At 59.4% G+C, this 15,684-nt stretch carries 13 protein-coding genes and 1 pseudogene; 6 read left to right on the top strand and 8 right to left on the bottom strand.

Features of this window, described 5'->3' with window-relative positions:
- Both hutH and hutI read right to left on the bottom strand, forming a co-directional pair.
- Complete coding sequence (gene hutH, locus J2046_RS23135; protein WP_210055901.1) at positions 1–1,536, bottom strand: histidine ammonia-lyase; 1,536 nt, start codon at positions 1,534–1,536, stop codon at positions 1–3.
- Positions 1,536–2,777: an imidazolonepropionase gene (hutI, locus tag J2046_RS23140; RefSeq protein ID WP_210055902.1), complete on the bottom strand. Its 1,242-nt coding sequence runs from the start codon at positions 2,775–2,777 to the stop codon at positions 1,536–1,538. Before hutI ends, hutH begins: the two co-directional genes overlap by 1 nt.
- Positions 2,778–2,857: 80 nt before the next feature.
- On the opposite strand from hutI, the gene J2046_RS23145 reads away from it, so the two are divergent.
- Entirely contained in the window at positions 2,858–4,201 is a 1,344-nt protein-coding gene (locus tag J2046_RS23145) for a formimidoylglutamate deiminase (RefSeq protein WP_210055905.1), read from the top strand.
- A 213-nt stretch (positions 4,202–4,414) separates the two neighbouring features.
- Positions 4,415–4,640, top strand: a pseudogene (locus tag J2046_RS33940) (PIN domain-containing protein); the annotation flags it as partial.
- Between the two features lie 479 nt (positions 4,641–5,119).
- On the opposite strand, the gene J2046_RS23150 reads toward J2046_RS33940, so the two are convergent.
- The 6 genes from J2046_RS23150 to J2046_RS23175 all read right to left on the bottom strand — a co-directional run bounded on the left by J2046_RS23150 (position 5,120) and on the right by J2046_RS23175 (position 10,707).
- Positions 5,120–5,554 carry a DoxX family protein gene (locus tag J2046_RS23150; protein WP_210055907.1) on the bottom strand — a complete coding sequence of 145 codons (435 nt, stop codon included), beginning with the start codon at positions 5,552–5,554 and terminating at the stop codon, positions 5,120–5,122.
- A gap of 70 nt (positions 5,555–5,624) precedes the next feature.
- The gene (locus J2046_RS23155) at positions 5,625–7,742 is read right to left on the bottom strand and encodes a xanthine dehydrogenase family protein molybdopterin-binding subunit (RefSeq protein WP_210055909.1); all 2,118 of its coding nucleotides are present in this window, start codon (positions 7,740–7,742) and stop codon (positions 5,625–5,627) included.
- Positions 7,742–8,755 (bottom strand): FAD binding domain-containing protein, encoded by a 1,014-nt coding sequence (locus J2046_RS23160; RefSeq protein WP_210055911.1) that lies wholly within the window; start codon positions 8,753–8,755, stop codon positions 7,742–7,744. The genes J2046_RS23155 and J2046_RS23160 overlap by 1 nt, the downstream gene beginning before the upstream one ends.
- Positions 8,756–8,758: 3 nt before the next feature.
- On the bottom strand, positions 8,759–9,382 hold the full coding sequence (locus J2046_RS23165; protein ID WP_210055913.1) for a (2Fe-2S)-binding protein: 624 nt from the start codon (positions 9,380–9,382) through the stop codon (positions 8,759–8,761).
- Between the two features lie 330 nt (positions 9,383–9,712).
- The gene (locus tag J2046_RS23170; protein ID WP_210055915.1) at positions 9,713–9,991 is read right to left on the bottom strand and encodes a hypothetical protein; all 279 of its coding nucleotides are present in this window, start codon (positions 9,989–9,991) and stop codon (positions 9,713–9,715) included.
- A 68-nt stretch (positions 9,992–10,059) separates the two neighbouring features.
- Positions 10,060–10,707: a TetR family transcriptional regulator gene (locus J2046_RS23175; RefSeq protein ID WP_210055917.1), complete on the bottom strand. Its 648-nt coding sequence runs from the start codon at positions 10,705–10,707 to the stop codon at positions 10,060–10,062.
- Positions 10,708–11,192: 485 nt separating this feature from the next.
- On the opposite strand from J2046_RS23175, the gene J2046_RS23180 reads away from it, so the two are divergent.
- From J2046_RS23180 to J2046_RS23195, 4 genes are all read left to right on the top strand, one after another.
- On the top strand, positions 11,193–11,912 hold the full coding sequence (locus tag J2046_RS23180) for a response regulator (RefSeq protein ID WP_210055918.1): 720 nt from the start codon (positions 11,193–11,195) through the stop codon (positions 11,910–11,912).
- Entirely contained in the window at positions 11,909–13,456 is a 1,548-nt protein-coding gene (locus tag J2046_RS23185) for a sensor histidine kinase (protein ID WP_210055919.1), read from the top strand. Before J2046_RS23180 ends, J2046_RS23185 begins: the two co-directional genes overlap by 4 nt.
- Positions 13,457–13,704: 248 nt before the next feature.
- The gene (locus tag J2046_RS23190) at positions 13,705–14,835 is read left to right on the top strand and encodes an efflux RND transporter periplasmic adaptor subunit (RefSeq protein WP_210055920.1); all 1,131 of its coding nucleotides are present in this window, start codon (positions 13,705–13,707) and stop codon (positions 14,833–14,835) included.
- A complete protein-coding gene (locus tag J2046_RS23195; RefSeq protein WP_210055921.1) occupies positions 14,832–15,584 on the top strand; it encodes an efflux RND transporter permease subunit in 753 nt (250 codons plus the stop codon). The genes J2046_RS23190 and J2046_RS23195 overlap by 4 nt, the downstream gene beginning before the upstream one ends.
- The last annotated feature ends 100 nt before the right edge of the window (positions 15,585–15,684 follow it).

Raw genomic sequence — 15,684 nt, forward strand, 5'->3', positions numbered from 1 at the left:
TCAGACCTCCAGTACGGGGAGAATGCCGGCGGATACCGACGCCGTCAGCGCGCCGGACGAAACGAGCGCGGCAGCGGCCTTCAAATCGTCCGCCATGTAGCGATCCTCCTCCAGCGGGGGCACGGCGGCACGGATTGTGGTCAGCGCCTTCTGAAGCTCGGTCCCGGTCTTCAGCGGTCCGCGCAGTTCCACGCCTTGGACGGCGGCCAGCGCCTCGATGCCAAGGATGGAAAACAGGTTTTCCGTCATTGCCAGCAGGCGGCGCGCGCCGTGGCAGGCCATGGAGACATGATCCTCCTGATTGGCGGAGGTCGGTGTTGAGTCCACCGAGGCCGGATGGGCCATCTGCTTGTTCTCGCTCATCAGCGCCGCGGAGGTGACCTCGGCGATCATCAGTCCGGAATTGAGCCCCGGCTTTTTCGACAGGAAGGCAGGCAGGCCGTAGGACAGCGCCGGATCGACCAGAAGAGCGATGCGACGCTGGGCGATTGCCCCGATCTCGCAGATGGCGAGCGCCGTCTGGTCGGCGGCGAATGCCACCGGCTCGGCGTGGAAATTGCCGCCGGACACGACGGAATTGTCGGAAAGCACCAGCGGGTTGTCGGTTACCGCATTGGCCTCGATTTCCAGCGTGCGGGCGACGGAGCGCAGAAGATCGAGGCAGGCACCATCCACCTGTGGCTGGCAGCGGATGCAATAGGGGTCCTGCACCCGCTCGTCGCCCTCGATGTGGCTCTTGCGGATTTCAGAACCGTCCAGCAGTTCACGCAAGGCGCCTGCCGTATCGATCTGGCCTTGGTGCCCGCGCAGCGTGTGGATATCGGGATGGAAGGGCGCGGAGGAGCCCATCGCCGCATCGGTCGAGAGTGCTCCGGTGACCAGCGCCGCCTGCAATGCGCGGTGGGCGCGGAAGAGGCCGGCAAGCGCCAGTGCCGTGGAGGTCTGCGTGCCGTTTATGAGGGCCAATCCCTCCTTGGCGGCCAGCACGATCGGCACAAGCCCGGCCTTTTCCAGTGCCGCGCGGCCCACAAGCCGGCTGCCCTCGAAAAAGGCCTCGCCTTCGCCCATCATCACCGCCGCCATGTGTGCGAGCGGCGCGAGATCGCCGGACGCGCCGACCGAACCCTTCTCCGGAATAACGGGGGTGACGCCTTTCTCCAGCATGGCCTCGATCAGCCGCACCAGTTCCGGCCGGACACCCGAAGCGCCGCGCCCGAGGGAGACGAGCTTCAGCGCCATGACGAGCCGCACGATATTTTCCGGTAGCGGGTCACCCACGCCGCAGCAATGGGAGAGGATGAGATTGCGCTGGAGTGTGGCGACATCCGCCGCGTCGATCTTGATCGAGGCGAGCTTTCCAAAGCCGGTATTGATGCCATAGACCGGAGCGTTGCCGGCGGCAATCTCGGCGATGCGCCGCGCGCCATTTTCGATGGCCACGTCGAAGGCGGGATCGAGCCGGGCTGTGGCGCCGTTCCAGTAGATATCCGCCAGGACGGGGAGAGAAACCTGTCCGGGTGTCAGAACGAGGGTCATCAAGATACCTTCCTTCCCTTGAAGATACGGGCGTGAAGGGGATTGAAGCCGATGCGATAGACGAGTTCTGCCGGGCGTTTCACGTTCCACACCGTAAAGTCGGCGGATTTGCCGGCCTCCAGCGTGCCTGTCTCGTGGAGGAGGCCAAGCGCGCGGGCGGCCGCGCGGGTGGCACCCGCCAGGCATTCTTCGACGGTAAGGCCGAACAGGGTCGCGCCCATATTGAGCGTCAGCAGAAGCGAGGTAAGCGGCGAGGTGCCGGGATTGCAGTCGGTGGAAAGCGCGATATGGACACCCGCCTGCCGCAGCGCGGCCACCGGCGGCGCCTGCTTTTCGCGCAGCGTATAGTAGGCGCCCGGCAGAAGCACGGCTACCGTTCCGGCCCTTGCCATGGCTTCTGCCCCAGCCATGTCGAGATATTCGAGGTGTTCGCAGGAGAGTGCGCCATAGGACGCCGCCATTTTCGCGCCGCCCAGATTGGAAAGCTGTTCGGCGTGAAGCTTGACTGGCAGCCCCAGTTCCTTCGCCTTGTCGAAGACGGTCCGCATCTCGGCAACTGAAAAGGCAATGCCCTCGCAGAACCCGTCCACGGCATCCACCAGACCTTCCGCATGGGCTATTTCCAGTCCCGGCAGCACGACATCGCGGATATAGTCGTCGTTGCGACCTTTGTATTCCGCAGGGGTAGCATGCGCCGCGAGCCAACTCGTCATGACGCGCACAGAGCGGATTTCGCCAAGGCGGCGGGCGGCGCGCAGCATGTTCAGCTCAGTCTCGACGGTCAGTCCGTAGCCGGACTTGATCTCGACAGTCGAAACGCCTTCGGAAAGCAGCGTATCGAGGCGCGTCAGGCTTTCTGCCACCAGTTGGTCCACCGAAAGCGCCCGCGTTGCCGAAACCGTCGAGACGATGCCGCCGCCGGCCCTGGCGATCTCTTCATAGCTTGCACCGGACAGCCGCATTTCAAATTCCATCGCGCGATCGCCGCCGAAGACGAGATGGGTGTGGCAATCGATGAGCGAGGGGGTGATCAGCCGCCCCTGGCAATCGGTCGTGGGCAGCGCGGCGAATTCCTCCGGCAGCGCGCTTTCCGCGCCAGCATAGGCGATGCGTCCGTCAACGACGGCAACAGCCGCGTCTTCAGCGATAGCGATGCCAGCGGCAAAGGTCGCAAGCCGCGCATTGCGCCAAAGGCCATTGGCCGGATGGTCGGAAGTAGGCAAGGATTTGTTCCCGCTCATTGTCTTTTGCCTTTCCTTTATCAGTGATATGTATATACATAATGGTGAACCTGACAAGACGAAAAATCGGGAACGCGATGATGACGACGCTTCACGCAAAAACGGCATTGACGGCCGGAGGCTGGCTGCGGGATGTGCGGCTGATGCTCGAAAATGGTCGGATTGCGCGGGTAGAAGTCGGGGTTGCCGCGACCCCGACGGATGAGCGCCTCGACGTTCTCCTGCCCGCAATGCCCAATTTGCATAGCCATGCCTTCCAGCGGGCCATGGCTGGGCTGACGGAGGTGCGAGGCACGGGTGACGACAGCTTCTGGAGCTGGCGCACGCTGATGTACCGTTTTGCCCTGTCGATGACGCCGGATCAGGTTGAGGCGGTTGCCGCGCAGCTCTATATGGAAATGCTGGAGGCCGGCTTCGGCCGCGTCGGCGAGTTCCATTACCTGCACCATGACAAGGATGGCACGGCTTATGCAAACAGTGCCGAAATGGCGGAGCGGATCGCCGCAGCCGCGGCCAAAACCGGCATCGGGCTGACGCTGCTGCCGGTGTTCTACGCCCATTCCGGCTTCGGCGGGCAGGCGGCCGGCGAAGGCCAGCGGCGTTTCGTCAATTCCACCGAAAGCTTCGCGCGGCTGATGGAGGGGGCGGCGAAAGCCGTCGCCTCGCTTCCGAAAAGCCGGATCGGTATTGCGCCCCATTCCCTGCGCGCAGCGACCATCGAGGAGATCGCCGAAATCCTGCCGCTCGCCAAGGACGGGCCGGTCCATATCCACGTGGCTGAACAGGTAAAGGAGGTGGAGGACTGCGTCGCCTTCTCAGGCGCAACTCCGGTAAACTATCTCCTGGCGAATGCTCCGGTCGATCAGCGCTGGTGCCTCATCCATGCCACCCACATAACGGAGGCGGAAACCCGCGCCATGGCAAGAAGCGGTGCTGTTGCCGGCCTCTGCCCGGTCACGGAGGCCAATCTCGGCGACGGCATTTTTCCGGGCGCGGATTTCCTCGCGGCCGGCGGTGCCTTCGGCATCGGTTCGGATTCCAACGTGCTGATCGGGCTTGGCGACGAACTGCGCCAGCTCGAATATTCGCAGCGTCTCGCCCGCCGTGCCCGCAACGTCATGGCGCCTGTCAACGGCTCGACCGGCCGTGCCCTGTTCGACCGTGCGCTCGTCGGCGGCAGCCGGGCGCTTGCCTATGAGGCGGGCATCCGTGAGGGCGCGCTGGCCGATCTCGTCTCGCTCGATCTTTCAGGGCATCCGTGGGTTACAGGCGATACGGTCCTCGATCATCTGATCTTCGCGGGTGGCCCGAAGCCGGACAGTGTCTGGGTGAACGGCGTCAGGCAGGTAAAAGGCGGTCGGCACAAGTTTCGCGAAGGCATCGAGGCTCGCTTCCGGGCGACCATGCAGGCGCTGTTAAGCTGAAGTGACAACTTGGGCTAACCGCTTAAACACATCCCTCCCTGGCATCTGCCAAGGATGAAAACGTGGCTGAGGAAGAGCGCAATGAGATTGCGTCCGTCCTCGCCTCAAATCCCAACGTGGGTGATGTCATGGTGGGGACAGGTGGCGCGGAAGATGCCTTCGGCGGTTGTAGCAAAAGGAGGAGCGGCGGCAATCTGCAGCAAAGACACACAGGGTGACGTGCTGCCACACCTTTCCTACCGCATCTTGCCTTTCAATCTGGCGACTTCGCGGTTTTACTCGGAGCTGATGGCGCGCTCGGCTATCTGGGAAGGCGAACCACACGGCTGACGGTTACATCGCAGCCAAAGCAGTGGCAGATGGGCTGATGGTTGCCACTCGCGACACAAGCCCGTTCGAGGCCGCGGGGTTGAAAGTGATCAACCGCTGGTCCAGATGACAATAGTGTGGATCCAGGTGCCTTAGGTTTGTATCGGTTGAGGCCAGTCGGTCAGGCCGTTTCGCACTGACCGCCCTCGTTGGTGCGCGAAGCGGATCGAAAGCCCGCCTAGCCGTCTGCTCATATGTTTCTTTCTGTGGCGGGGCTCATCGCTTCGGCAAGTTGGGCCGAGAGCGCCTCATGCCGCAGTTCATGTTCTGGACTAAACTTTATGAGCCACTCGGCTGCTGCAAGGGCTGTCCGATCGCAGATCAAGAGACCGTGCCGCTGGCAGTATTCGTCGAGCACTTTCCTTCTGATTTGCCAAAAAGTAGCTTCCATTCTCTGCCCTTTGCGTCCGTTAACGTTCGTTCTTGGAAGAATAGATATAGTCTACTTGTAAGATTTCGCCGCGTTATGCCAGGCTTGTCAGAAATTGTCTCAATCATCTCAGCGCGTGACAAACCGGGGCGTGTTTTCCCATTCGACAGCTTTGAAGGTCACGTCGCTTTTTCCCGGCTAGTTGAGGTCGCTCCACTCTTGCGCCCTTGCAGCTCATCCAAGCTCCACACGCCTGGGCCGACAGCGAAGAAGTAGAGGAAAATAAAGCAATAAAGCATGGCTGCTTCGCCGTGGTTGAGGACGGGAAAGAATCCGTTCGAGCCGTGCGCAATAAAATACGCGAAGGCCATCAAACCCGAGAGCACGAACGCCACGGGGCGAGTGAAGAGCCCCGCTGCCAGTAACAGGCCGCCAGAAGTTTCAAGAATTCCGGCAGTATATAACATGGGAGTAAGGGGGTACTCAAAAGGGGCTGGCCAACCGAACAGCTTCATCGCGCCATGCGTGAAGAACGACCCCGCTGCAAAAATGCGCAAGATACTCAATAGATACGGAGCGAGATTTCTGATGTAGCTTTCTTGCCAGGCGGGCATATCTATCTCCAGGTTAACCAAAATCTATCACGCGGAATTCAAATCGAGATGCTCGGCGGATCAGCTTCTTTCAAAGAACATCTTCGATGCGGATGGGCAGTTTTCGGATGCGCTTGCCTGTAGCGTGATAGATCGCGTTGGCGATCGCAGGGGCGGTCCCAAGCATGACAAGCTCGCCCATTCCCTTGACACCGGCCGAGTTGACCATCGGATCAGGCTTGTCGATCAGGCCCACATCGATCTCCCCGATGTCGGCATTGACCGCCATGACATAGTCGGCAAGGTCATCGTTGAGGTAGCCGGCGAACCGTGGATCGATTTCTGTCTCCTCCCGGAGCGCCGTGCTGAAACCCCAGACCATCCCACCGTACATCTGTCCTTTCGCCGTCACCGGACTTACAACCCGCCCGATGTCGGCAATACTCACCGCCAGAGGCATACGGATCCGGCGTGTTCTCGGCTCGATATGGATCTCCACGAACTGCGCGATATAGCTCATGGACGTGAACCCGGGATAGTCGGCCCCTGCACCAGCCGCACGCCCGGCGGTCCGGAAGCCCTGTATCGCAGAAGCGTCTTGTCCCGGGGCGAGTTCCGAAACGGTGACTTCGATATAGGGGCGTTTGAGACGCGCCAATTGTTCGTGCAGATCACCAGCCGGAGGATTCGCTCCCGCAAGTTCCTCGAATCTGGCTCGCAGGGCCTGTGCCGCCTTTGCCGTTACCGGGACAATGCTTGCCGTACCGCGTTCGCCGACCGTCGCCATTTGAGGGCCGACAGTCGTGTCCCCGATCAAAATCTCCAACCGATCGGGGTTGATGTTGAGCCGTTGAACAATCGTGTTTGCGATGGCGGTACGAATCCCCTGGCCCATCTCGTGCCCGGATGAGATCACTCGTGTGGTGCCGTCTGCCCGAACCCTGAGTGTCGTCTCGGCGGCAGACCCGGATGCCCCAAAGAGACCGCAGGCAACCCCAAGCCCAACCATCGTGCCGTCACGCAATCGCATCGACCCCGGCTCAGGCGTCCGCCTGCTCCAATCGAAGCGCCTGGCGCCTTCCGTTAGGCACTCGTTCAGAAAATGAGGCGACAAAGGCTGGCGGGCAATAATGTCCGTTTTCGCTTCGTGATCGAGCCGGATCTGTACAGGGTCCTTGCCTAGCGCATACGCCAGCTCATCGATTGCGCTTTCCAATGCAAAACAGGCCGGGAAAGGGTGTGTTCCCCGTGTATGGCGAGGCGTTTGGCGGTCGATATGGATGTCACCCGCCGTTGCCCGAAAATTCTCGATGGAATAGAGGCGCGCTATGTCCTGATGGTAACCGGAAGAGCGGAATGCACCGTTGGGGATATTTTCCTGCACAACGTCGTGGGAAATGGCAGTCATCCGCCCGCTCGCGTTTGCCGCAAGCCGGATATGATGAACGCTTCGGGGCCTGTAGGACGTAATATGGAAAAGCTGGCCGCGTGGGGTCACCAGTTTGACTGGTCGCTGCATCAATCTGGCCGCGTATGCGACCAGCGCGGTCTGAAGTTTGGGCGGGGATTTTTGCCCGAAGCCGCCGCCGACATAAGCGGATTTGATTGCAACAAGTTCAGGAGAAAGATTGAATGCCTGCGCAAGGGCACTCTTGACAGCTTCAGTGTTTTGACAACCCTCATAAACAGTTAACCGTTCGCCCGACCATTCTGCGACGGTGCCAAACAGTTCTATCGGATTGTGATGCTGGGTCGGTGTTTCGAACTCTCCCTCGATGATGGTTGCCGCGTCGCGAAACGCGGTATCGACGTCACCCGCATCGAAGCCTTCTGCCGGGACGCGCGTCGCACCCGGGCCTTCCATCAACGGGATGAAGGACACCTTCTCATAGACAGGATTTAACGCTTCGGCGCCTTCAATCGCGGCCTCGATCGTCTCGGCGACAACCAGCGCAATGGGCTGCCCGAGAAAGGATATCTTCGGCGCGAGCGATGAAACATCTTTTGAGGTTAGTACCCGGATCACACCGGCGATCTGCGTCGCTGGAGTGATATCGAGTTCGCGCATCGTGCCTTTTGCGATCCTGGCCGGAACGAGCATTGCGTAAAGCATTCCCGGCAGGATGACGTCGGCTCCATATTGAGCGTTGCCGAGCACCTTATCACGCGCATCGACTCGAGGAATTGCGGAAAACACTTCTGCAGGCATCACGATCTCCTTTCCGCGGCGATCATCAGGGCATCTGCGATGACTCTGGCGCCGAGATCCATCTTGAACGCATTGTGCTGACCTGGACGGGCGCCCCGGAACGCGGCACGGCCGGCCTCAAGCGCAAGCTCGGGTGTCAGCGTCTTGCCGCGAACCATGTCCTCGGCCGGCTGTGCCCGCCAGGGAACCGTCGCCACTCCACCGAGCGCTATGCGGGCGGTGCGGACAGTGGCCCCGTCCATCTCGACTGCAACCGCAGCGGAGGCCAACGCGAAGGCAAAGCTCTCCCGGTCGCGGATCTTGTGATAGGTCGATGCACGGCCCGGCGTTTTCGGGACGGTGATGGCCGTTATCAGTTCGGCCGGGTCGACGTTGAATTGCAGATGCGGCGTATCGCTAGGCAGCCGATAGAATTCGGCGATCGGAATGCTGCGCGCTCCGCCTGGGCCGAAAAGCTCGATGGTTGCATCCATCGCCATCAGCGCCACGGGCCAGTCCCCCGGCGAGACTGCCGTACACGCATCACTAGCGCCGAGAACTGCATGGCCGCGATCAAGCCCGCCGATGGCGGCGCAACCGGATCCTGGTTGACGCCTGTTGCATGGATAGACGCCGACCGTGGACGTCGAGCCCGCCCCGTTGCGGAAATACATGCAGCGAGTGCGTTGCAGAAGATTGCCGCCGACCGTGGCCATGTTGCGCAATTGCTGCGAGGCGGCCTTGAGCAGGCTCTCGGAAAGCACCGGATATCCCTCGTGCACAGCCGGCGTGTAGGCGACGTCACCCATCAGCGCCAGGGCGCCGAACCGCAGTACATCACCATCGGTCTCAATAATGTTGAGGCCTGCGATCCCGGTGAGGTCGATAAGATGCGCCGGACGCTCAACACCGAGTTTCATCAGATCATAGAGCGTTGTTCCCCCGGCGAGGTAGCGCGCATCGGCACCGGCCGCGGTAAAGGCCTTGACGGCCGCTTCGAGCGTTCCTGCCCGAGTATAGCTGATCGGCCGCATGGCTCAGCCCTCCCTTGAATTGGCTGCCACGTCTTCGATGGCAGCAACGATCCCGGCATAGGCGCCGCAGCGACAGATGTTCCCGCTCATAAATTCGCGGATCGAGTCCCTGTTCGTTGCCTGTCCTTGGTGTACACAGGCGACGGCGGACATGATCTGGCCTGGCGTACAGTAGCCGCACTGCAGCGCGTCGTGATCGATAAAGGCGGTTTGCATGGGATGAAGCGTCTCACCGCTGGCAAGACCTTCTATCGTCGTCACCTCGCGTCCACTCGCCTTCGCCGCGAGCGTGAGACAGGACACCACAGGGCGTCCGTCGAGATGTATGGTGCAAGCCCCACACTGACCGTGATCGCATCCTTTCTTCGTTCCGGTGAACCCGAGCCGCTCACGGAGCAAATCGAGAAGCGAAGCGCGGGAATCGATATCGAGGCTGACCGCTTGACCATTTACCGACATTGAAACGCGGATCGTCGTACCCGTCTCGATAGGTGCCGGCAGTTGCTGTGCTTGGGCATCGGGTTGAAGTGGGAGGATCGTCGCGGCGGCGACGCCGGCTCCGGTGCCCAAGACGGTGCGGCGCGTGACGCCGGAATGTTGAGTATCTCCCGGGTTTCGGCTCGTCATGATAGCGCTCCTGTTATGACTTTGGAAGCAATGCGGCAGACCCGGTAGAAACAAACCGTCACCGGCTCGCCGACATAAGGCCATCAATATTCCGGGCCTGTCGCATGACTGTGCCGCCACGCAGGAAAATTGTCGCAAACTGTCGCGGGCTTGGGCTGTTGACTGCATGTCGTCGCAATCGGCGCGGAGAAACCAGCCGCTAGAAAATTCAAATGCGGTCTATAAGTGCCGGAAAATACGGAAGAAAAGTAATCTTCCTGCTTGCGGAGGAAAGGGTCGAGGCAGCAAATTTTGCGAAACTTTGGTACACTTCTTCGTGGGAAAGTTCTTTCACACGCGGACGTCGTGGTCGTTGGCGATCACAGTGACATCGCTGATTTCGTTGGTTTTTATCCCATGGCGCAAGTTCATGAAGGCCGCATGCGGGAAAGCCGTGAACGCCTCCGATACCAAGACGGCAAAACCGTCTTGGTATCGGAGGCCGGTGGTACGACGATCAATCAGGGCGATGAGCTGAATGTGAGTTCTTATGCCGCTTGCGTGAGGGGGCATCAATATTTCACTCAGTGCGGTCGAGCGTAGATGCCAAAGGGGGCTGACCGCGTCCACGCGACCAGCCACAGCAAGGACGGCATTTATCATTTCCTGTATGTGTACACACCGAAGCAGCAAGTCCTTCAGGATGCAATCCGGCAACCTTCAGAGCTCGCTTCGTTTTTCGTCAGCCGCTGCAATACGACATCGATTTGCTGCGAGAGGAGTCCACAATCGAGAGCATGCCCATAGCGCCGGAACAGGATAGGGTCCGAGAGTGCCATGAGGCTGTTAAAGATCACCGCGGCCGTTTGTCTGTTGTTGGTCAGGCGAATTTCACCAGCCCTTTGACCCCGTGCGATGATTTCGGCGACCTTTTCCTCCAGAAAGCGCAAATAGGCTTGCGCCGTACGGCCGTTCTTTTCAATCGCGATAATCATAGCGTCCAAAAGACCAGGCGTGAGGCGCCTGGATCGCAAATATCGCTCACATAGTTCGGAAAACAACAGGCGCAGATCACCGATCGATGAACCTGAAGATGGCAAGGCCTGCAAGTCGGACTTCAATTGCCGCATAACATATTGACCGAGCGCATCCGCCAGGTCGATCCGTGTTCGGAAGTGGCGAAAGATGAACGCCTCGCTGACAGACACTGCAGACGCCAATCTTTTCATAACAGTGTGGTCGAAATCTGTATCTGACACCACCCGGAAGGCTTGTTCCACAAGTTCAGCGCGGACTTGGCTCGACGCTTGAGAAAGCTTGGGATTGAACGAGATGGTATGTGTCATCACGTGTTTTCCATTCGTATGCAGCCACGTTTCTATTGCCCCAGTGTTGTCTGTCCGAGCCGCGATGGAACTTGGTGTAGGTAGCGAGACAGTTCGATCGGCATCGCCGCGTCTCTCGGTTCAATTGGTCAGTGTAGCCGCCTCCGAGAACGACAGACGGGTGGCCAGGTCACCGACAGTAGCGTTAATATTCCAAGCAGGTCTCAGGACTGTGCCGTTATCCGTAAAAAATTGTAGCAAACTGTCTCAGCTTTATGCGTTGGGTCGCATGCCACCGCGCATCCTTTCTATATCACAGCAGTGAGCGCGCCCGAGAGATCCAACCGAACCCGGCAAAGCCCGGCCAAATAGGATAGGAAAGATCAACTAGGCCGATAGACAGAAGGCCCTGTCTCGCCCCCTTGGTCTGTGAAACTTTGATACACTTTTTTTGGTGCGAGAAAGGGGATTCTTCCTGTATAAAATACCGAAAAGAGGTTGTGCAAATGCAGGACGCCGCGCATGTCGTGGTCGTTGATGATCACAGCGATATCCGAGATCTCGTTCGACAATATCTCGAGCAACATGGCTATAAGGTTAGCGTCGCGGACGGCGGTGCATCCTTGCGGCGACTGCTTGAACGTCGAACTGTCGATTTGATCGTTCTCGACGTCATGATGCCGGGAGAGGATGGCCTCGCGGTATGCAGGCACATACGCACCACATTAAGCATCCCCATCATATTCCTGACGGCAATGGCGGAGGACACTGACCGGATCATCGGTCTTGAGCTCGGAGCGGATGATTATCTGGTGAAACCGTTTAATCCACGCGAACTGCTGGCCCGTATCAGGGCCGTATTGCGCCGTGCGACCAATCCAGCATCTCATCTGGCAGTGCAGCAGCCAAAAAACGTTCGCATCGGCCCGTGGCGGCTGAATTTGGGGCGGCAGGAGATTTCCGGTGAAGACGGTGTCGGAATCCCTCTCAGCACCGCGGAATTTCGCCTTCTCAAAGTCCTTGTCGAGCGACCAGGGCTTATTCTTAGCCGCGAGCAATTGCTGGATCTGACGGTCGGACGGAGCGCCGATATTTTCGACCGCAGCATCGACAATCAGGTGAGCCGCCTCCGGAAGAAGATCGAGGAAAATCCCAAGAATCCGTCGATCATCAAGACGCATTGGGGCGGCGGTTATAGCCTCTCGGCTGAAGTGGCTTTCGAATGATCAAAATTTGGAAGAGAAGCCTCGCGACACAGTTCATCGGTTTCACGCTCGCCGCCTTGATAATCTCGCAGGCATTGGCGTTTCTGATCTCGTGGGACGAACGCACCGTGGCCCTTAGAGCCGCGGCGAAAAGCGAGTTCTTTAGCCGTGGGGCGTCTATAACCCGGTTGCTGGAATCGGTCCCCCCACAGCTGCAGGAGCAGGTTCTTCACGCCAGCGAGACAAACTATTCCAAGTTTTGGCTAACGGACCGAGAACCTGAGACCGCAAGCGTCTGGCGTCTGCAGGCCGTGGAGCAGCTTTCCCGGCAACTCGAAAACTTTGTCGATCTGTCGCAGAAATTCAGCTGGGCCACGCCATCCAAACCACAGTTGCCCAATCCAAACGAAGTTGCCCGTGAAAATACGGACGAGGAGTGGGCTCGGCCCTTGCCGATCCTGTGGGACCTCCCGCAGCCGGCAAAATTTCTCTATTTCGACCGACGTAGAGGGTTTGGGCTCGCGGTCAGGCTGAGTGATGGGCGCTGGTTGAACTTCGCCTTGTACCAGGAGAATACCGGCCGCTGGTGGAACTCGAAGTCTCTTACATCAGTGGGATTGACGGCGCTGATCCTGGCATTGATCGGCATCTTCATTGCAAGCCGCATTTCCCGTCCATTGCGCAATCTCGCGCGGTCAGCGGAGGCGCTCGGACGAGGAGAGAATCTCCCGCCCATTCCGGAGGAGGGGCCTGAAGAGATCCGGCGCACAGCGGAGGCCTTCAACAAGATGCAAAGCCGTCTGCACCGGTTTGTCGAAGACAGGACCAAAATGCTCGCGGCAATCGGTCACGATCTGCGTACACCGCTGACCTCGCTTCGGTTGAGAACCGAGTTTGTCACGGACAACGAAACTCAGCGGAAGATGCTGTCGACAATTGATGAACTGCAGGCGATGACGGAGGCAGCCATATCGTTCGCGCGCGGCGAATCCACGGCGGAGGAGACACGCGCGATGCAACTCGAGGCTCTCATCGGCAGTATCTGCGATGACCAGGCGGATCTTGGTCATCCGGTAACTTACGTTGAGGGAGAGAAGACGACCTATCGTTGTCGCCCGGATGGTCTTCGACGCGCAGTTCGAAATCTCGTGGAAAACGCGGTGCGCTATGGCGGGGAGGCCAAGGTCTTCATTCGGCACACGGCAGCCACGATCGATATTGTTGTCGAGGACCGCGGCCCAGGGATACCCGAGGCTATGAAGGAAAAGGTTTTCGCCCCCTTTTTCCGCCTGGAAGCATCGCGAAACAGGGACACGGGCGGCATCGGCCTCGGATTGTCGATTGCTCGTGCCGTTGTACGGCAGCATGGCGGTGACATCTTCTTCGTGCCGGGCGAAATAGGGATGCAGGCCATTATTTCCCTTCCGAGGGAAGGGGAGGTCAGCCCCGTCCCGATCCGGAAGACGAGAGATTGGACATTCAAGCGAGCCTTGCACGTTGTCTCTCAAGATGTACGTTCATCGGATCGGATCGCCCCTCCATCGCCCCGATCTCGATCACTCTGATGACCTTTGCGTTTCGACGTCTCTTGCCAGATGCCCGGCCGCAACGTTTCTTAACAGGATGACATACCGAAACGCGGACTAATCACTACGGTCTGATCCGGGTCATCGGGAGGGAAATGCCTCCCGAGCAAACGGAAGGTCGTTTCATGGGTGAGACATCCCGCTCAGCAATATCATACGCACGCTTGATGATCGGAGCCCTATTTCTCTGGCTCCTTCTTCTGTCCTCATCGCAGGCGCAAGGCAGGATGCCTGTCACAGTCGTCGTTGCACGACAGAATGCGGTGACGGAATGGCTTCCCGTCGTAGGGTCGTTAGCTGTAAGGGAAGAAATCCAAGTCTATCCATCTATCCAGGGGCAGGCGATCGAGCAAATCCTGGTCGAGGTCGGGCAACAGGTCGAAGGGGGGCAAGCGCTCGCCATTCTCGACACCACGGACGCCCGGATGCTGCTCGATAAGAACTCGGTCAGTATCCGGCGGGCCAAGGCCGCCGTGGCGGTCGAAACCAGCAGGCTTGATGTGGCGTTGGTGACCGAGGCGGAAACCAGACGGGTCTTGGAACGCAGCCGTGCACTGCAGCCGAAAGGTGCAGTCTCGCAACAGGTCCTCGATGAGCATCAAAACGCTCATGCACGCGCGATGGCTGAACTCGGTCTTGCTCGGCAGTCACTCGCTCTTGCCGAGGCGGACGCAGAGCTGGTAGCCCGCGAGCGAAAGGAGATCGAGCGCACGATCGAACGCAGTACGGTTCGGGCACCTGATGCGGGCCTCGTGCTCAGCAGGACCGCACGTATCGGTACCATGTCGTCGAGTTCCAGTGTTCCTCTGTTTGTCATCGCGAAAGACGGTGTGGTTGAGTTTGTCGCCCAGGTTACCGAAACAGGCTTCGTCCGGCTTCGGCAGGGCATGCATGCACAGATCACGATGCCCGGCCATGGCATTTCTCTTCGCGGCACCGTGAGGCTCAGTGACGCGCAACTCGATCCGGCGACCCGTAGCGGTGAAGTACATGTCGAGCTTGATGAAAGAGCGAAGTTGGTTCCCGGCGTTTTCGCGCGCGGCCGCATCAATATCTCCTCGCGCCAGAACATCCTCCTGCCGGGAAGCGCAGTCAAAAGCGCAAGCGGCACAAGTACCGTGTTCGTCGTGAAAGATGGAGTCGTGGACGAGCGTCAGGTGACGCTCGGATCACGCCGGGACGGTTTCGTGGAAATCGTGGAGGGTGTGAGCGACGGGGAAACGGTTGTCTTGAAAGCTGGCGCCTTCCTGAAGGCTCAGGAAAAAGTTCAGCCGGTCATTGCAACATTGAACTGGCCTTCGGTGGATCATCTGGCGACGTCGTCTACGGTTATGGGCGGCGAGGAAGTTGCACAATGAAGAACGGCAACATTTCGGCCTGGGCGATCCGAAACCCTCTTCCATCCATTTTGCTTTTCGTCGTGCTGACCGTCGTTGGGCTCTACAGCTTCAACCGTCTGCCCATCACCTATTTCCCGACGGTCATTACCCCAGCTGTCAAGGTTACCGTCGAACAATCTGGAGCCACACCGGTTGAGCTCGAGACCGAGATCGCCCGTCCAATCGAAAATGCCATCGCGTCGCTGCCGGCCATCAAGGAGCTCGCCACGACGATCGATGAGGGCCGATCGGTGACAACCGTGGAATTCGAGCTTGGGCTCGTCTCTCCGGATCGGGCGATGGACGACGTGCGGGATGCGGTCGCGAGAATCCGGAGCGATTTGCCAAGTACGACCGACGAGCCGGTGATCGAACGAATCGAAGAAGATTCGCAGTCGATCGTAACATATGCGGTGTCCAACAAGGACATGACGGTCGCGGAACTCTCTTGGTTTGTCGACGACATTGTCACCCGCAATCTGCAAGGGTTGGCGGGAGTAGGGCGCGTGGAGCGGATCGGCGGTGCTGACCGCGAGATCCGTGTCGAACTGGACCCAGATCGTCTGCAGGCGCTATCGCTCTCTGTTGCCGCCGTCAACGAAGCGCTCGTGAAAACGCAACTCAATCGCTCCGGCGGGCGGGCTGACATCCACGGCGGCGAGCAGGTCGTAACGACATCAGCAGCGGCGCCAACCGTGGATGAACTTGCCGAACGGCGACTAGTGTGACGTCTCAGAGATTATGACGGGTTGTTCTATGCCCAGAATTGGCAGGTCTTGCGGGGGGACGAGCAGTTGGATGCTGCGCGCGACACCTGGTTGCTTTTGG

It is taken from the genome of Neorhizobium petrolearium (assembly GCF_017873175.1).
Taxonomy (GTDB): domain Bacteria; phylum Pseudomonadota; class Alphaproteobacteria; order Rhizobiales; family Rhizobiaceae; genus Neorhizobium; species Neorhizobium petrolearium.